Origin of the sequence: Lactiplantibacillus dongliensis (assembly GCF_005405105.1) — a bacterium.
GTDB classification, from domain to species: domain Bacteria; phylum Bacillota; class Bacilli; order Lactobacillales; family Lactobacillaceae; genus Lactiplantibacillus; species Lactiplantibacillus dongliensis.
Genome location: NZ_BJDK01000008.1, coordinates 1 through 19,392, shown reverse-complemented (window position 1 = coordinate 19,392; position 19,392 = coordinate 1). Strand labels below are relative to the sequence as shown.

Here is a 19,392-nt window from a genome sequence, read left to right as displayed (position 1 = left end):
TAAATTAGAAGACGACGACTGGCGTGCCAACTGGAACCGCGTCGTAAACTTTACCAACAACCGATGGTGGGGTGTTCACACAACCGTGGGAACCGTGGGACTTGTACCAGGTACCACCGTATTGTGGTTGCCATGGTGAGTCATGGATTCCTTCGCCAGTGTCATCAAATGGCATCCAGTAAGCAACGGGTTGGGTATAGCTAGAGCCATTATCGTTTTGACCACGTAACGTGGCATGTCGTTGTTTGCTCCAAAGGTTCCATACGCCAGTAGTCGTCGCATGTGCGCCGGGCTTACCGGTGACGACATCCGTTGAGACCTTGACTTTACCGTTGACATAGACCCACATATGTTGATTTTGTTTGTCAACTTCGATATAGGTGTTGCCAATGTCAGTCTTTTTGTTGTGATAACCAGACCCACTGATGATTGGCGTCCGGGAGAAGTCTTTACCAGCTAGGACTTGTTTGCTTAGTGCGGCCGCTTCTTTCTTGGTCTTAATCGACCAACCGAATAAACCGCCATTGATCTTGACCGTCCCACGCATCGTACTCTTAAAGGTCCGCGTGGTGTGGTAAGTGTGATACTTGTCATTTAACTTGTTGACGTAAGCCAAGACCGACTTTTGATTTAAAGTGACTTGGCCGGCTTTGTCAACTTGAATCCAACCTAAAATCGTATTATTCGGAATCTGGAACTTGTGACCATTGATGTTGTACTTGGCAACTTCTTTGGCATAAGGTTGGGCTTTGGTTTTAGCCGTTGTGAGAGCCTTGCTGGTACTCGTTAACGTTGGCTTAACGTAAGCATCCTTCAGATTGATACTAGTCTTCCCATCCGCGAGGGCTTTTTTAACGACGATCTTTAAGGCTTTGGTATTGATTTCAGTACCTTGGACTTCTTTTTGAATGGCGACTTGGTCATTTTTATAAACTAACTTCGCGTTTTCGGTTTTAGTCCGCTTGGTGTTGCCGGCAGTTTTCATAATTTGATTAACCAATTGCTGCATGCTAGCACTGGAAACGCTGAGCTTACCCAAACGAACACTATCATCAGCACTGGCGGAATTCATCAGCGCAAGTGGCCAGCTCCAGTAGTTTTGATGCTTAGCTAGCTTTTGTAGGTCATGCTGGGTATCGATGCTAATGCCAGCTGACTTACTATTAAATGAATAGATTGCTTGCCCGTGTTCAACGACATGGTAAGTCCGGTGCTCCAAAGCATGGCTAACTTGGTCAGTCACTTGATTGGCGGTTTTACCACTAACATCGACCCCCGCAATCTGAGTATTCATCAGAAATTTTTGGTTATGTTGAAGTGTGAGACTGGTGGCGATGTAACCGACCGCTAGTAAGCCGACAATGCCGCCCGCAATCTCAATCCCCCGTTTATGTTTCATTAAGAAATGCCTCCGTGTGCATATTAATATTTTTACCTTATAACATTTCAACGTGAATGGCAAATTAAGCGCTTGATAAAAAGCGAGCTTAACTCGGGTACAGTGTGGGCTGGAAGCGTTGTTAGAAAAAAGTTAATTAACAATTAGTAGGGCGTGCTGATGTTGAACCAGTTAGGTTAAGATTGTCACTCTCGTTGGTCCAACATCATGCCAGCTCGCCCCGGACGGCAATGCAGAACTAAAAAAACAGTGCCGCCCCAACCAGGACGACACTGCTAATCAGACAATGATTATTTATTTTCTAATTCAGCTAACCCATCGTTTAAAACTTTCTTCAAGGTTGCGGCTGAGTCTTGCATCTTTTGTAATTCGTCAGCTGATAATGGTGATTCGATGATGGCCTTTAAGCCAGTCCCACCAATCACAGCTGGAGTACCGATAAAGATGTCGTTTAAGCCATATTGGCCGTCCATATAGGCACCAACTGGTAAAATGGCATTTTCATCACGGAGGATGGCTTTCGAGATCCGCATTAACGCCGTCCCGATACCGTAGAAGGTTGCGCCTTTCAAGTTGATGATGTCGTAAGCTTTGTTACGAACGCCATCTTCTAATTTAGCTAAGTCATCATCGGTTAAGCCTTGTTCCTTGGCAACTTCGCGTACTGGGCGAGTCCCAATTGTTGCGGTTGAGTAAGCTGCAAATTCAGTATCGCCATGTTCACCCATGATGTAAGCATCAACGGAACGTGGATCAACATTAAATTGCTTGCCTAAAGCGACCCGCAAACGGGATGAATCGAGTGACGTCCCAGAACCAATAACGCGATCCTTTGGGAAACCAGAGAATTTCCAAGTTGCATAGGTCAAGATATCAACTGGGTTAGCGGCAACTAAAAAGATGCCTTTAAAGCCAGAATCAACGATTGGCTTAACGATCGTTGATAAGATATTTAAGTTCTTGTTTACTAAGTCTAAACGTGATTCGCCGGGCTTTTGTGGGGCACCAGCTGTAATCACAACTAAATCAGCGTCTTTGCAGTCAGAATATTCTCCTGAGTAAATCTTCTTGGGAGCGGTAAAAGCTTGAGCGTCTTCAAGATCGAGGGCGTCACCCTTAGTCCGATCTTTAATAACGTCGACAATCACAAATTCTTCAGCAATTCCTTGTTGAGCCATGGCGAAAGCGTAACTAGATCCTACGGCGCCATCGCCGACTAACACAACTTTTTGATGGTTTGGCATGCTTGACAAAATAAGTCATCCTCTCATAACGAAAATTTATTGTTTCCAACGCTTCCATTATAGCATGATAATTGATAGAAAGTCGCTTTAAATGTAATCGCTTTAATCAAATTGCCATAACTAACAAACAATGCTTGACACATGCCCGGTTGCGGGGAGTATGGTATACTAATTGCACTGAAAAATGAGGCCAGTTGGTTTAGTGAACTGGTGAACAAATTCGTTCGGCACTGCCGAATCAGGGTGAGCCTGGTTCGGCCTGTTTTGCATGTCAACAACCTAGAGGAGTTAAGGATTAATGATGAAAATGATCGTTGGTTTAGGGAACATTGGCGCTAAGTACGCCCAGACACGGCACAATGTTGGGTTTATGATTGTCGATGAGATTGCCGCCAAATTAAATGTCGATTTTAAAACAAGTAAATTTGAAGCAGAAGTTGCCACGGCTTTTGTTAATGGTGAAAAGATTCTATTGGTCAAGCCGTCAACTTATATGAATGATTCTGGTCGCGCCGTTGGACCATTGATGACTTACTACAATATTGATCCGGCTGAGCTATTGGTTATCCATGATGACCTGGATCTGCCGTTGGGCAAAGTGCGCTTGAAGCAAAAAGGCTCAGCGGGTGGTCATAATGGTATTAAAAGTATTTTAAGCCACGTGGGTGATCAGCACTTTAAACGGGTGAAGGTGGGCATCGAGCATCCACAAAAAATGAGTGTCGTGGATTACGTGCTTGGTAAATTCACGCCGGCCCAGTTGCCGCTATTTAATGATGCCAAGCTTACAGCCGTGGCTGCGGTCGAAGCTTGGCTAGCCGGAACCGATTTTGCGGCTGTTATGAACCAGTACAATTAATTTAGGAAGGAAGTCGCCATGGATATAGAAGCGATTATTGAACAGACCCCGGATTTTCAGACGATTTTAGCGGGCGTTAGTCCCGGTAGTCGGCAACTGGTGACCGGACTAAACGGTTCGGCCCGCACGGCCTATGTGAGTGCACTTTTTCATCAGCTGACGCATTCAATCCTGATTGTGACGGATAATGGCTTTCATGCCAGTCAATTAGTTGATGATTTAACGAGCCTACTAAGTGATGAGCAGGTCTTTTTGTTCCCTGCGGAAGAAATGGTGGCGGCCGAACTTGCGACTAGTTCACCGGAGTATCGGGCGCAGCGGGTCGAAGCCCTGAATGCCTTAATTAGTGATCAACCAGCCGTGGTAGTGACTTCGGTCGCCGGGGCACGACGATTCTTGCCACCGGTTGCCCAGTTTAAGGCCGCGGCTTTAACGCTAACGGTTGGCCAAGATATTGATTTAGAACAGCTGCAGGTCCAGTTACATGATATGGGCTATTTAAAAGAAAAATTAGTTGCGCGGCCCGGCGATTTTGCGGTCCGGGGCTCAATTGTGGACATTTATCCACTAGATGCTGACTATCCGTTACGTTTAGATTTGTTTGATACTGAGATTGATACGTTGAAGTATTTCGACCCGGAAACACAGCGCTCGGTTGATAACTTAGCGACCTTTACAGTATTACCGGCCACCGACTTTATCTTGACACAAGCCATGATGACGACGGGCGCCGAGCGGTTAACTAAAGCGATGGCGACAGAAAGTAAGCAATTAGCCCCCGCTGATCGCCAAACGTTAGCCGATAACTTGGCACAACCCTTATCTGACATGCGTAAAGGGTTAATCGGTAATGACTTATTACTGTATGGCTCCTACTTATATGGTAGTAAAACCAGTATTTTTGACTATCTGCCAACCGATGGGGTCGTGCTATTCGATGAGTATTCCCGAATTTTGGACGGTGAACAACAGTTACTGCAAGAAGAAGCCAACTGGGTCACCGATCAATTGGCCCATCATCGGGTCTTATCAACGGCTGATTACGGTAATGATATCCGCGATCTGCTAAAGAGCGATGCCCACGCGCAGTTACTAATCTCACTTTTTCAAAAAGGAATTGGTAACGTCCGGTTAGCTCAGATTACCAATGTTCGGACGCGGCCGATGCAAGAATTCTTCGGCCAATTGCCAGCTCTGAAAACGGAATTAGATCGGTGGCACAAGCTAGATCAAACCGTCGTCTTGATGGTTTCAGAAGCTGAGCGATTGACCAAGGTCAGCAATACGTTAGATGATTTTGAGATTGAAGCTGTGATGACGAAGGCTGAGAATTTGCAGACTGGTGTGGTACAGATTGTACAAGGCACTTTGCAGAACGGGTTTGAATTCCCAGATGGCCATCTAGTCGTGGTGACGGAACAAGAAATGTTTAAAAAGGTCGCCAAGAAGCGGCCTCGGCGTCAAACCTTAGCCAATGCGGAACGGTTGAAGAGCTATACCGACTTAAAGCCCGGTGATTACGTCGTGCACGTTAATCACGGGATTGGGAAGTACATTGGGATGGAAACGCTGGAAGTCGATGGTGTTCACCAAGACTACATCACGATTGCTTACCAGAATAATGCGAAGATCTTTATTCCAGTGACGCAGTTAAATCTCGTTCAAAAGTATGTCTCGTCAGAATCCAAGACACCGAAAATTAATAAGTTAGGCGGGACTGAATGGACTAAAGCCAAGCGTAAAGTTGCGGCTAAGATTGAAGACATCGCGGACGAATTGGTCGAGTTATACGCTCAACGTGAAGCTGAAGTCGGCTATGCCTATGCGCCGGACGATAGTTATCAGACGGAATTCGATAATGAATTTCCATATGCTGAAACGCCGGATCAGTTGCGGTCCATCGAAGAAATCAAGCATGATATGGAAAAGCCTAAACCAATGGATCGCTTATTAGTTGGGGATGTTGGTTATGGGAAGACCGAAGTCGCGTTGCGAGCGGCATTTAAAGCGATTGAGGCCGGTAAACAAGTGGCGTTTCTAGTGCCGACCACGATTCTAGCGCAACAACATTATGAAACGATGCTCAACCGCTTTGAAGGTTACCCAGTGAATGTCGGCATGCTGTCGCGCTTTCGGACGGGTAAGGAAATGAAGGAGACCGTCAAGCAACTTAAAGACGGTGACTTAGATATTGTCGTCGGGACCCACCGGCTCTTGTCTAAAGATGTGAACTTTGCTGATCTGGGGCTGTTGATTATTGATGAAGAGCAACGGTTCGGCGTTAAGCATAAGGAACGGCTGAAGGAATTGAAGTCGAGTGTCGATGTCTTAACGTTGACGGCGACGCCAATTCCACGAACGTTGCATATGTCGATGCTGGGCGTGCGGGACTTATCCGTCATTGAAACCCCGCCAACCAACCGCTACCCAATTCAGACTTATGTGATGGAACAAAACTTTGGGGTCGTTAAGGAAGGTATCGAACGCGAAATGCAACGGAACGGCCAAGTCTTCTACTTGCATAATCGAGTCCACGATATTGATAAAGTTGTGGCCCAGATTAAAGCCTTAGTACCAGAAGCGGCGGTTGCCCACATTGACGGTCAGATGCCGGAATCTCAGTTGGAAGGCATCTTATATGACTTTATTCGTGGGGAGTACGATGTATTGGTCACGACTACCATTATTGAAACCGGGGTCGATATTCCTAACGTAAATACGTTGTTCGTTGAAAATGCCGATCATATGGGCTTGTCACAACTTTATCAATTGCGGGGCCGTATTGGACGGAGTAGTCGAGTGGCTTATGCGTACTTTACTTACCAACAGAATAAAGTGTTGACCGAAGTCGGCGAAAAGCGGCTACAAGCAATTAAAGACTTTACCGAGTTAGGATCCGGCTTTAAGATTGCCATGCGTGATTTGTCAATCCGGGGTGCGGGAAATCTACTTGGTAAGCAGCAACATGGCTTTATCGATTCGGTTGGGTATGATCTCTATACGCAGATGTTGTCAGAAGCCGTGGCTAAGAAACGCGGTCAGGCAGCCAAAGTTAAGACCGATGCCACAATTGAGTTGGGGATCGAAGCTTACTTGCCATCCACTTATATTGAAGACGAACGCCAGAAGATTGAAATCTACAAGCGGATTCGACAATTGGAAAATAATGATCAGTACTTGGAAGTCCAAGCTGACTTGATTGACCGGTTTGGGGATTATCCGAGTGAGGTGGCCGGCTTGCTGGCAGTTGGTAAGTTGAAGATGCTAGCCGATGATGCCTTGATTGAAAAGATCCAACGTACCGATAGCGACTTGCATTTGACGTTATCGAAGCAGGGGACCGCTAAGTTAGATACTAAAGATATCTTTAAGGCCTTAGCAAAAACGAAATTACGAGCGACAGTCGGGATTGATGATGATAAAATGAAGGTTAAATTAGTGATTCAACCGCAGATGCAAGAAGACGCTTGGCTTAATCAGCTGACGTTATTCGTGCAACAGTTGGGGGCCATTTTGGAACCCACACCTGCGGCCACACCGAGTAAGTAATCGGTAGAAGGGATTTGTGATGCCAAAAGATCACCTGAACACCATGTTCCGGGGCGCCCTAATACTTTCCATCTCGTCATTAGTGGCCAAGATTTTGAGTGCGGTGTACCGGATTCCATTTCAAAATATGGTTGGTAATACGGGCTTTTACGTTTACCAACAGATTTATCCCATCTATGGTTTAGGCATGACCTTTGCCTTGAATGGGTTTCCAACCTTTATTTCTAAACTCGTAGCGGAACAGCCAGACGAGACGAGTAAATCATTGATCGCCCGCCGCGCATTTCATATTTTAAGCGGACTATCGCTAGTATTGTTTATTGGCCTGCAACTGGGTGCTAATTGGTTAGCAGTTCGCATGGGCGATGGCCGCCTAGCACCGATTATTGATGCGGTAGCTTGGATGTTCCTATTCATGCCATGGTTGGCGACTGGTCGGGGCTACTATCAAGGGAAGTTCTTGATGGGACCGACTGCCGTTTCACAGCTGATCGAACAAACGGTGCGGGTGGCGGTTATTATTATGGCCGCCTACTTTGGCCTACATCGTGGCTGGGACGATTATCATATGGGAACTTGGGCGATGAGTTCCGCCGCAATTGCAGCGGTCTGTTCGTCGTTGATCTTTGTCAGCTTTGGGTTACGGCATATCCTAGCCCCTGCGCCGACACCTACTAGGTCGTTACCAGACTATCGCACCTTAACGAAACGGTTTATTGTTGAAGGCGGCACCTTGTGTTTGGTTGCAGCTGTCGTTATCTTATTACAGTTGATCGATTCGTTTTCGGTGATGCGCGGCTTGACCCGTCAAGGCTTGCCGATTGATTTCGCTAAGTCGTTAAAAGGGGTCTATGACCGTGGCCAGCCGCTAGTCCAATTAGGCTTGGTCGTGGCCACGTCATTTTCCGCCACCTTGCTACCAGCTCTGACCAATGCGCTGGCCAAACGGCAATTAATTGAATTCAAACGGCATACCCGGGCGATGGTCCATGTCAGTTTAGCGTTATCAATGGCGGCTACTGTGGGGCTAGTGGCCTTAATGCCCCAGATCAATCGGTTGTTGTTTGGGTCGATGGAAGGTACCACCGCGCTGCGAGTCTATGTCTTTAGTATTTTATTTGCGGCGCTAATTACCACCTATACCAGTGTGTTACAAAGCTTGGATCAATATACGGCGATGATTATTGGTATTATTGCCGGGTTGGCGATTAAGGTCCTTTTGAATTATCAAATGGTCGTGCGGCTGGGAATTAATGGAGCCAGCTTGACGACCGTGTTGAGTCTAGCGGTGATGTTTGCAGTCATGTGGCTGGGTTCACCGGAAGATTTACGGCAAGTCTTGTTGGAAAGCGGCTATTTGATTAAATTGTTGTTAGTTAGTGGCGCGATGGGCTTAGTCGTCTTATTGACGAGTCGTGAAATTCGCGCTTTAGTCGGGCCAGTGATGGCCAATCATCGCGGCATGGCCGGTTTGATTACCCTGGTGGGCGTTCTAATTGGGGTCGCCGTGTTTGTCGTGGGTTCAGTGGCTGTCCGGTTATTTACAATTCGTGAATGGCTAGTGCTGCCATATGGTAAACGACTAATTAAAGTTGTTGCTAAAGGAAAGGAACATAACTAATGAGTATGCGTTTAGATAAATTTTTGAAAGTTTCACGGATTATTAAACGGCGCACCGTCGCCAAAGAAATCGCCGATAAAGGGCGGATTCAAATCAACGGTAAAGTTGGCAAGTCATCATCGACAGTTAGTGTGGGCGATGAATTGATTATTGCATTTGGCAATAAGACGTTGACGGTCAAAGTGACTCAATTGCTAGAAACGACCAAGAAAAATGATGCTGAATTAATGTACGATATCGTCAGCGAAGACTACAAGACAGACTATCGGGAACAATAAGCTTCGTTAAGTTGCCACTCTGGTTGGTCCAGCATTGGCTGGAACGTGGTGGCCGCGTTTATGAGCCATAGTGCGGTCTCATAAGCCGGGCTTTTACTGAATCGGAAAATCACCGATTAAGTAAAACGACACCACTGAGCCAATTCTGGCCCGCCCGACGTTAATTGATGGGGATGTTTAAATTAATGATTGCGTAAGCCCGGTGTTTTTAGCTTGGGGATTAGTTTCTAGATGTTCGGTTATGTTGCTGGGGTCAAGGACAACTTTGAAGACGTTGGCTTAGGCTTCAAAATCGGTCAATGTTCCCAGGTATAAAAATTGGTTTGCAGGTGGCAGTGCTAGTTGGTACTAAGCTTATTTTTAAAACCAGTATGAGTCGTAGTGACCAGCATGTTCGCCGTGTCGAATCACTTAGACCGGTGATTTTCCGGCCTTAGTGATTGGGCCAGCTTGCTAGACGTGATTTTCGGCTAACAAGTGCCCTGCAGACCGTTCTTTGGCTGCAGGTCTGCCCCACCGCGAATATGCTGGTCAACGGAGACGGCAATCAATGTTTATTATGTCGGTCGCACAGCAAGCGGTTGTTTTAACGTAGCTGTCTTATGAAAGCTGGCAGCTAACTAAGCGAGCTGTTTTGGTTCAATTTAATGGAAATGAAAATTAACTGAAAACATTGGTCTAATCCCAATGATGTCGTTTACACGACGGTTTTAAGTTGGTATAATTTAGGCAACACGATTTGAAAGGACTGGCAAGCATGACGAATGGTGCTCGTAATAAGATCAAGCAGTTGGATAATGACTATTCGCGACAAGTGGCTTCTAATCAGCATGGGTATCAACAGCGCCGGCTACAAGTACGACGGCGCCGGTTTATTACGATTGTCGCGGTGTTTGGGGCGTTGTTATTGTTCTTTGGCTTCCAATTGATCAATACCCGCGCAAGTTTGCAGGGGGTTAATCGTCAGGTTGCCACCAGTCAAGTAAAATTGGATCAAGCGCGTACCCAACATACGAAGCTTGACACGCAGATTAAGCAGCTGAATAATAAGGATTACTTACAAAAGCTTTTGCGTTCAAAGTATGATTATACGAAAACTGGTGAGACGGTTTACAGTTTACCAAATGATAATGCTTCGGACGTAACTGCTAATTAAAACGGGGTTGAGAACCGCTTTTTATAGGTAGACCATTTTAATGCTGGGATTAAATTATTTCATTCAAGCTAGCGTAATGTATGCTATACTAAAACCATTATTTCATAGGAGGAACAACTTTTTTTATGGCAATTGAAGTAGGTACGAAAGTCACTGGTAAAGTATCCGGAATCACCAATTTTGGTGCCTTCGTGAACTTAGGTAACAATCAAACGGGGCTGGTGCATATCAGTGAAGTTTCCGATGGATTCGTTAAAGATATTCATGATGTTTTGAGTGTCGGCGATGACGTGACCGTCAAAGTGTTATCAGTTGGTAACGATGGTAAGATTGGGTTGTCAATTCGTAAAGCGGTGGATCATCCTGAAGGGGAACATCAACATCGTGATCATGACAATCACCATAGCAGCAATAACCATCAAGGTGGCAATCACCAAGGTAATAATCACGGTCATTTTGATCGTAACGACCACCAAGGCAACGGGAACCATCAACGTACTAATAACTTTCATAGTCGGGGCGGTAACGGCGGCGGTCGTTTCCAATCACGGCAACATGAAAATAAGAAACAAGATTTTGATTCCTTAATGTCCGGCTTCTTAAAGGAAAGCGAAGATCGTTTGACGACTTTGAAGCGGAACACTGAAGGTAAACGCGGTGGTCGTGGCGGCCGTCGTAGTTAGTTCACTAAGGGCTAACACCAATTTCTATGAGTAATCACTAAAGTAAAAAAAGTAAGCGCCAAGACAATGTCTGGCGCTTTTATTGTCAGCAAATTTGAAAGCGGGAACAAGCATGACTCCTATTCAACGATTCAAACGTCAATTGGCGGCTCAGCAGTTGTTAGATCCTGAGGTCACGGTTATCGTGGCGGTATCAACTGGGGTTGACTCGATGGCTTTACTAACCTTGCTTGAGCAGCTGCCAAGTCAGCAACGGCCACAGCTAATTGTTGCACATGTCAATCATCATTTACGCGTGCAGAGTCAAACTGAAGCGGCTTATTTGACTAAGTATTGTCAGCAACACCAGTTAACCTTGCGACTAGCAGACTGGCCGGTTAGTGCGCACCCGCAAACGGGCATTGAAGCCGCTGCTCGCCAATTTCGGTATGCCTTTTTTGGCCAATTGATGTTGGCGACGAACGCTACCGCCGTATTAACCGCCCACCATGCGAATGATCAAGCGGAAACTTATCTTATGAAGTTAGCGCGGGGGGGCGACTTGGCGCAGCTGGTTGGCATTCAGACGGCCCGTCCATTTTATACTGGTCGACTGGTCCGACCCTTGTTGGCTTGGTCGAAGCACCAGTTGCGCGAGTATGCGCAAGCTCAAAAGGTAACTTGGTTTGAGGATGCGACGAACGCGGATATTGAATTGACCCGTAATCGTCTGCGTCATCGGGTTGTCCCCGAACTAACGCAACTCAATCCGGCTTTCTTGGAACATGTAGCTAGTTACGAACGTCAGTTACAACAATTATTGAGGGCACAAGCTGAAATGGTCGCCGTTCTATTGCCAACGGTCATGGCTCCGGAAAAGCAGTTGAAGGTGGCTGCTTGGCAACAACTACCCAGCAGTTGGCAGCTGCCGGTATTGAAAGCTTGGTTGGCGCAAGTAACTAATCGCCCGGTCAGTCAACTAAAGTTAGGCCCGGTGGCTCATTGGGTGCAAAGTTTACAATTACCAACGGGACAGCTCACATTGAATCGCGACTGGCAACTGTCAAAAGCTGCTGGTCTGATTGCCATCCAACCGCTTAAAAAAAGGGTTAAAAAGTTAAGGCCGGTTGAAAAAAATATGGTAGACTTAAACCAATGGCAGAAAATCACTGCGACTCAAGTTGTGGGTGTTTTCGAACGGGCGCCACGCGCAACTAGTCAACCATTTCCAGTAACTGATGAGGATTGGCCGCTGCAATGGCGGCCATGGCAAGCGAACGATCTGGTGCAATTAAAAGGCGGTGGTCATCAAAAGGTCCGACGCATTTTAATTGATCAAAAAGTGCCAGTTGCACAACGGGCGTCAGTTCAAGTATTAGTGAATGCTCACGATGTGGTGTTATGGGTCGTCGGTCATAAGTTTAGCTACCGGCAGCCGACCACCGCAACGCGAACAGTATTTTTAGCCTTAAAACATACGGAGTTGAAAGGAGCACATCTGAAACGATGAACAACGACATTGAACGAGTACTCTACAGTCGCGAACAAATCCATCAAGTTGCGCAAAAGCTAGGTCAGGAGTTAACGACGGAATATGCTGGCAAGAACCCGTTAATTATTTGTGTACTCAAGGGTGCCGTCTTATTTACTACGGATATTATCCGAGAAATGGATGTTTATGCGGATCTTGATTTTATTAACTTATCCAGCTATGGTAACGAGACGATTTCGAGCGGTGAGGTCCAATTAACCAAGGACTTAGATGCAGATGTGACCGGTCGCGATGTGTTAGTGATTGAAGATATCATTGATACCGGCCGGACGTTGAAGTTTTTAGTTGATCTATTACAACGGCGCGATGTGAATTCAGTGAAGGTTTGTACCTTATTGGATAAGCCAGCTGGTCGTTTAGTCGACATCAAAGCAGATTATATTGGTTTTGAAGTTCCCAATGAGTTTGTTGTTGGCTATGGTTTGGATTATGCCGAACGTTACCGGAACCTCCCGTACGTTGGGATTTTAAAACCAGCGATTTACGAGCATAAATAATTGGTCAATGATAGTCAAATGTGCTATTATTTAGACTATCGAAGTATAGTACCGTGCTTTTAGCAGTATATAAGAGTTTCGATGAAGGAGGCACATATGAACAATCGACGCAATGGACTCTTTCGTAATAGCTTATTTTATATCTTGATCTTTTTGAGTTTGATGGGGATTATTTATTTCTTCTTTGGGAATAACTCCGGCTCACAAACGCAAGATATCCGCTACAGCGAATTTGTCAAACAATTAGACAAGGATAACGTCAAGAACGTTAGCATCCAGCCTAGTGGTGGCGTCTACAAAGTAACCGGTCAATACCGGAAAGCGCAGAAGGTTTCTTCAACTAATGCGTTAGGGATTGCCAGCAGCTCATCGTCGAAAACGACTTCGTTTTCAACGACGATGCTTGAAAACAACTCCACGGTCGAACAGGTTTCTAAGTTAGCCAACCAACACAACGTTAAATTAACGGCTAAAGCCGAAGAATCTAGCGGAATCTGGGTCACGTTATTGATGTATGTCGCGCCACTGATTTTGTTTGTATTCCTATTCTATATGATGATGGGACAAGCTGGTCAAGGTGGCGGGAACAACCGGGTCATGAACTTTGGTAAGACGAAGGCGAAACCAGCCGATAGTAAGCAAAACAAAGTTCGTTTCTCAGATGTTGCCGGTGAAGAAGAAGAAAAACAAGAATTGGTCGAAGTTGTCGAATTCTTGAAGGATCCACGCAAGTTCGTGTCCTTAGGTGCTCGGATACCATCGGGGGTACTCCTCGAGGGGCCTCCGGGTACTGGTAAGACGTTGCTAGCTAAGGCGGTTGCCGGTGAAGCAGCCGTGCCATTCTTCTCAATCTCTGGTTCAGATTTCGTCGAAATGTTCGTCGGGGTCGGAGCTAGTCGTGTTCGGGACTTATTCGAACAAGCTAAGAAGAATGCCCCATCAATCATCTTTATTGATGAAATTGATGCGGTTGGTCGGCAACGTGGTAACGGCATGGGCGGCGGTCATGATGAACGTGAACAAACCTTGAACCAATTATTGGTTGAAATGGATGGGTTCACGGGTAATGAAGGTGTCATCGTCATGGCGGCTACCAACCGTTCGGATGTCTTAGACCCAGCTTTACTTCGTCCAGGTCGTTTTGACCGGAAGATCTTAGTTGGTCGTCCAGACATCAAGGGTCGTGAAGCTATCTTGAAAGTCCACGCCAAGAACAAGCCATTGGCCAGTGACGTTGACTTGAAGGAAATTGCTAAGCAAACGCCTGGGTTCGTTGGGGCCGATTTGGAAAACTTATTGAACGAAGCGGCATTACTTGCTGCTCGTCGTAATAAGAAACAAGTCGATGCTTCGGACTTAGACGAAGCTGAAGACCGGGTTATTGCTGGTCCAGCTAAGCATGATCGCGTTGTTTCGAAGCACGAACGGGAAACCGTGGCGTACCATGAAGCTGGTCATACGATTGTTGGTCTAGTCTTAAATGATGCGCGAGTTGTGCATAAAGTAACGATTGTCCCACGGGGTCGCGCTGGCGGTTATGCTATCATGCTCCCACGGGAAGATCAGATGCTAATGTCGAAGCGGGATGCCAAGGAACAAATGGCTGGTTTAATGGGTGGCCGGGCTGCCGAAGAAATTATCTTCGATGCCCAATCATCCGGTGCTTCCAATGACTTTGAACAAGCCACGCAAATTGCGCGGGCAATGGTCACTCAATACGGGATGAGTTCTAAACTTGGTCCGGTTGAATTGGAAAATGCTAACCAGCAAGCGGCTTACCAACAAGGCATGGGCGCTAGTGCCTTCTCACAACATACGGCTCAATTGATTGATGATGAAATTCGTCGTTTGGCTGAAGAAGCCCATCAAACGGCGATCGATATTATTCAATCGCACCGTGAACAACATAAGTTGATTGCGGAAGCCTTGTTGAAGTATGAAACCTTGGATGAAAAGCAAATTCTCAGCCTGTTCAAGACTGGGGAAATGCCTGCTAAGGCCGGCAACGAATTTCCTAGTGAAAAAGCGGCGACCTTTGAAGAATCGAAGCGGGAATTGGAACGGCGTGAAGCTGAAAAGCAACAAGCCCAAAGTCAAACTGCTAGTGATAGTAGTGCAGCTGACGAACCAAGCTTCCCAAGTGAATCGCAAGCAATGTCCACAGCAACTTCAGCAGACTCTGCTGAAACCAGTGCGGCAACGAGTGCGACTAGCGAAGCAAGTGCGGATAGTGCTGCTACTTCCGGCGATGATTCAGATAGCCAAGCTTAACCAAAAGATTAATCAAGAGCTGAGACTTTGTCTCGGCTCTTTTTCTGTTGTATTATTAATCAGAATATGAATTAGTTTGTTTAAGTGAAACTTAGACAATATCAGCAGAGGAGTTTATTAATGGAAGATTATTTAGTGAAGAGTATTGCCGGTAACGAAATGTTTCGCGCGTATGCGGTCAGTGCTACGGCCATGGTCAGTGAGGCCCAACAACGGCATGATACTTGGAGTGCGGCTTCAGCAGCATTAGGTCGAAGCCTGGTGGGAACGTTATTGTTAGCCTCTTCGGTATTGAAAGGCGACGAAAAGCTGACGGTTAAGATTAATGGGAATGGCCCAGTCGGCGGAATCGTAGTCGATGGGAATGCGAACGGCACGGTTAAAGGCTATTTGCAGCATCCACATGTACATTTACCATTGAATGACCAGCATAAGATTGATGTGCGGGCCGCAGTTGGGAGTGAAGGCTTCTTAGCGGTGACTAAAGACCAAGGCGTTGGTGATCCGTTTACGGGTCAAGTGCCGTTGGTTTCTGGTGAACTGGGTGAAGACTTTACGTACTATTTGGCTCAGTCTGAACAAATTCCATCAGCAGTTGGCTTGTCGGTCTTTGTGAATGAGGATAATTCAATTGGTGTTGCGGGGGGCTTTTTAGTACAAGTCTTGCCGAATGCGACTGATGAGGCGATTGATTCGCTAGAGACTAAGCTAAAGGATATGCCGTTAGTTTCTAAGCTATTACGGGATGGTAAGACACCAGAAGATATTTTAGCGTTATTATTTGATGGTGATGTTAAGGTCTTGGATAAGATGCCAGTTAAGTTTGAGTGTGACTGTTCAAAGGAACGGTTTGCAGATTCTTTAGCGGCATTGCCCAAAGCTGAAGTCCAAGCTATGATTGATGAAGATCATGGGGCGACTGCAGTATGTCATTTTTGCGGCAATGAATACCATTTCTCAGAAGCGGACTTAAAGGCCGTCTTAGCACACGCACACGGTCAACACTAGTGGCAGTCGCATTAGCTAGCAGTTGGCAGATTGGTTCGGTGTCGATTGCTAATCGCGTGGTCGTGGCACCGATGGCGGGGGTGACCAATGCCGCTTTTCGAGTGATTTGTAAAGGGTATGGTGCCGGCTTGGTGGTTTGTGAGATGATCTCTGATCGAGGCATCATGTATCATAATCAAAAGACTTTAGCGATGATGACCGTTGATCCACGTGAGCATCCGATGAGTATTCAAATTTATGGCGGTTCGAAGGAAACTTTGGTGCAAGCTGCTCAGTTTGTTGACCAACAGACAACCGCTGACATTATTGACATTAATCTTGGCTGTCCGGTGAATAAGGTTGTTCGGACGGATGCCGGTGCCAAATGGCTACTGGACCCGGCTAAAGTATATGAAATGGTGGCCGCTGTTACAGATGCGGTCCACAAGCCGGTGACCGTTAAGATGCGGACCGGTTGGGATAGCCGTCATTTATATGCGGTTGACAATGCCTTAGCTGCTGAACGAGCTGGCGCTAGTGCGGTTGCAATGCATGGACGGACACGACAGCAAAAGTTTCAAGGCCAGGCCGATTGGTCGATTTTAAAGCAAGTTGCCGACGCGTTGACGATTCCATTTATCGGTAACGGTGATGTTCAGACGCCAGCAGATGCCGAACGGATGTTAACGACTGTTGGTGCCGATGCGGTTATGATGGGCCGTGCCGTTCAGGGTAATCCATGGCTCTTGCGCCAAACGACTCACTATTTAGCGACGGGTGAACTATTGGCACCGCCTAGTCCGTTAGCTAAGCTGCAGATGGCCCAGCATTTATTGCATCAATTAGTAGATGTTAAGGGGGAAGCAGTGGGCTGTCTTGAATTTCGACAGCAAGTTTCGTACTATTTAAAAGGTATTCCAAGGTCAACTCGACCAAAAGTTGCGTTGATGTCAGCGGACACATCAGCAGCGATGGATGCGATCATAGATCGTTTTAGTGAGCAATTGGCGACTTATTTGGCAACGAAAGCGGTTAAGTGAATAATTCGCTTGCTTTTTTGCTAACTGATTGTCAAAATTGAAAGGTATAGTGAAGTTAATGGGACCGGCTGGTTTGATACTGGCAAGATTGGTGTGTCGCAGGATGACTGCCAATTAGTCCCAGACAGAAATGGAGGAACACTAGTGGCACGACAAGAACAGACGATGAATGACCAACTTAAGGTTCGTCGTGATAAAATGCAAGAATTACGTGACGAAGGCGTAGATCCCTTTGGTCACCGTTTTGAACGGACCGATTTGGCTTCAGACTTACAAGCTAAATATGGTGACGAAGATAAAGATGAGTTGAACGAAAAAAAGGCAACTGCAACGATTGCAGGACGGATGTTAGCTAAACGGGGTAAAGGTAAGGTTGGTTTTGCTGACCTTTGGGACCGTTCTGGCAAAATGCAATTATACGTCCGTAAAGATGTTGTTGGTGAAGATGTTTATCATATCTTTAAGCGCTCTGATATTGGTGATTTCTTAGGAATTACTGGGGAAGTCTTTAAGACTGATTCTGGTGAATTGACCTTAAAGGCTACCAATGTCACGTTCTTATCAAAGGCTTTACGTCCATTACCAGATAAGTTCCATGGTTTACAAAATGTTGAACAGATTTATCGTCAACGTTATTTGGATTTGATCTCTAACCGTGATAGTTTCAATCGTTTTTTGAAGCGGACGAAGATTATCTCAGCAATTCGCCATCATTTGGATAGTGACGACTTTATTGAAGTTGAAACACCAATGTTGCATAACCAAGCTGGTGGTGCTTCGGCCCGTCCATTCATCACGCATCATAATGCATTGAATATTGATTTGTATTTGCGGATTGCTTTGGAATTACATTTGAAGCGATTAATTGTCGGTGGAATGGAAAAGGTTTATGAAATTGGCCGGGTCTTCCGTAATGAAGGGATGGACCGGGAACATAACCCTGAATTTACGATGCTTGAAAGCTATGTCGCTTATTTTGACTTCCATGATGTTATGGATGAAACAGAAGGCATCTTCAAAGCAGCAGCTAAGGCTGTGACTGATGACGGAATTATTACCTATCATGGGCAGACCGTTGATTTGAATAAGCCATTCAAGCGTGTGCATATGGTTGATGCCATTAAAGCCCAGACTGGGATTGATTTCTGGCAACCAATGTCTTTAGACGATGCTCGGAAGCTAGCTGACGAACATCATGTTAAGTATGAATCTTATTGGAAGGTTGGTCATATCATTAATGCCTTCTTTGAAGAATTTGTCGAAGCTACTTTAAACGAACCAACTTTCATTTATGGTCATCCAGTGGAAATCTCACCTTTGGCTAAGAAGAATGCTGATGATCCTCGGTTTACCGATCGCTTTGAATTGTTCATTTTAGGTAACGAGTATGCGAATGCCTTTAGTGAATTGAATGATCCGATCGATCAACGGCAACGGTTTGAAGCCCAAGCTGCTGAACGGACTGCCGGTAATGATGAAGCTGAACATATTGATGAAGACTTCGTGGAAGCCTTAGAATATGGGATGCCGCCTACTGGTGGGTTAGGTATTGGGATTGATCGGCTGGTTATGTTAATGACTGATGCTGATTCAATTCGCGATGTTTTGTTGTTCCCAACGATGCGTCCAGAAGAAGATAAGTAAAAATAATCGGTTTAAAGTTGACGGTTTGTCAGCTTTAGACCGTTTTTTTATATTCTATAGCGTGTTTTTAGTTGCAATAGTTGGTTATATTTGAAAGTAATGAAAAGTTTTTGAAGAAAGTGAAGATTATATTTTATCGAACATTCCCACGACTAATGATTGCAAACATCTGGTATTATTTACCATTTGTTGGCAAAATTGAACAATTGTTGTCATTATCGGTTAATATCCGGACAATGTTTGAATGTGATTTTGAACATGGTTATATTGACTGGTTCTTTTTTGAATTTAAGGCTTGCAATTGGCCGTGATAATTGGTAAATTAGTATACGTTGTTGAGGCGCACAAAGCGTTTAGCCGCGTGCCTTCCAATTGAAAATTGATTGAAGAAAGTTGTTGACAACTTCTTCGGTTATTGATAAAATTGTTTCTGTTGTCGCAACGACAATACATGACAAATTGAGTTGTTACTTCTTGAAAAAAGATGTTGACATGAAATACTTAAAATGTTACGATAATTAAGTTGCGTTGAGGAAATCAACGAACGAACTTAGACCTTTGAAAACTGAACAAAGTTTCGACGAATCAAATGTGTAGGGTCTATCAATTCTTGAATTGGTAGCAAACATTTGC

The 19,392-nt window shown here is 45.5% G+C and carries 14 protein-coding genes; 12 read left to right on the top strand and 2 right to left on the bottom strand.

All coding sequences use genetic code 11. The annotated features are described in order from the left end of the window. Nucleotides 1-4 precede the first annotated feature (4 nt). Nucleotides 5-1,399, bottom strand: a complete 1,395-nt coding sequence (locus FFM80_RS04035; RefSeq protein WP_137639623.1) for a L,D-transpeptidase family protein — start codon at nt 1,397-1,399, stop codon at nt 5-7. 290 nt (nt 1,400-1,689) lie between these two features. Beyond that, complete coding sequence (locus FFM80_RS04030) at nt 1,690-2,652, bottom strand: L-lactate dehydrogenase (protein ID WP_137639622.1); 963 nt, start codon at nt 2,650-2,652, stop codon at nt 1,690-1,692. Between the two features lie 292 nt (nt 2,653-2,944). Here FFM80_RS04030 and pth point away from each other — a divergent pair, with 292 nt between their 5' ends. From pth to lysS, 12 genes are all read left to right on the top strand, one after another. Further along, entirely contained in the window at nt 2,945-3,502 is a 558-nt protein-coding gene (pth, locus tag FFM80_RS04025; protein ID WP_137639686.1) for an aminoacyl-tRNA hydrolase, read from the top strand. Between the two features lie 18 nt (nt 3,503-3,520). Then, on the top strand, nt 3,521-7,051 hold the full coding sequence (mfd, locus tag FFM80_RS04020) for a transcription-repair coupling factor (RefSeq protein WP_137639621.1): 3,531 nt from the start codon (nt 3,521-3,523) through the stop codon (nt 7,049-7,051). A gap of 19 nt (nt 7,052-7,070) precedes the next feature. Then, a complete protein-coding gene (locus FFM80_RS04015; RefSeq protein WP_137639620.1) occupies nt 7,071-8,672 on the top strand; it encodes a putative polysaccharide biosynthesis protein in 1,602 nt (533 codons plus the stop codon). 5 nt (nt 8,673-8,677) lie between these two features. Continuing rightward, nucleotides 8,678-8,950 (top strand): RNA-binding S4 domain-containing protein, encoded by a 273-nt coding sequence (locus FFM80_RS04010; protein ID WP_171001029.1) that lies wholly within the window; start codon nt 8,678-8,680, stop codon nt 8,948-8,950. Nucleotides 8,951-9,707: 757 nt separating this feature from the next. Next, a complete protein-coding gene (locus tag FFM80_RS04005; protein ID WP_137639619.1) occupies nt 9,708-10,106 on the top strand; it encodes an FtsB family cell division protein in 399 nt (132 codons plus the stop codon). A gap of 125 nt (nt 10,107-10,231) precedes the next feature. Then, on the top strand, nt 10,232-10,789 hold the full coding sequence (locus tag FFM80_RS04000) for a S1 domain-containing RNA-binding protein (RefSeq protein ID WP_137639618.1): 558 nt from the start codon (nt 10,232-10,234) through the stop codon (nt 10,787-10,789). Between the two features lie 112 nt (nt 10,790-10,901). Beyond that, nucleotides 10,902-12,278, top strand: coding sequence for a tRNA lysidine(34) synthetase TilS (gene tilS, locus FFM80_RS03995; protein ID WP_137639617.1), 1,377 nt, complete (start codon nt 10,902-10,904; stop codon nt 12,276-12,278). Then, complete coding sequence (gene hpt / locus FFM80_RS03990) at nt 12,275-12,817, top strand: hypoxanthine phosphoribosyltransferase (protein WP_137633699.1); 543 nt, start codon at nt 12,275-12,277, stop codon at nt 12,815-12,817. The genes tilS and hpt overlap by 4 nt, the downstream gene beginning before the upstream one ends. 96 nt (nt 12,818-12,913) lie before the next feature. Beyond that, nucleotides 12,914-15,088 (top strand): ATP-dependent zinc metalloprotease FtsH, encoded by a 2,175-nt coding sequence (gene ftsH, locus FFM80_RS03985; protein ID WP_137639616.1) that lies wholly within the window; start codon nt 12,914-12,916, stop codon nt 15,086-15,088. A 120-nt stretch (nt 15,089-15,208) separates the two neighbouring features. Next, nucleotides 15,209-16,096 (top strand): Hsp33 family molecular chaperone HslO, encoded by an 888-nt coding sequence (hslO, locus tag FFM80_RS03980; RefSeq protein ID WP_137639615.1) that lies wholly within the window; start codon nt 15,209-15,211, stop codon nt 16,094-16,096. Further along, a complete protein-coding gene (dusB, locus tag FFM80_RS03975) occupies nt 16,096-17,115 on the top strand; it encodes a tRNA dihydrouridine synthase DusB (protein ID WP_223877290.1) in 1,020 nt (339 codons plus the stop codon). The genes hslO and dusB overlap by 1 nt, the downstream gene beginning before the upstream one ends. A 144-nt stretch (nt 17,116-17,259) precedes the next feature. Beyond that, entirely contained in the window at nt 17,260-18,759 is a 1,500-nt protein-coding gene (gene lysS / locus FFM80_RS03970) for a lysine--tRNA ligase (protein ID WP_137639614.1), read from the top strand. Nucleotides 18,760-19,392 lie beyond the last annotated feature (633 nt).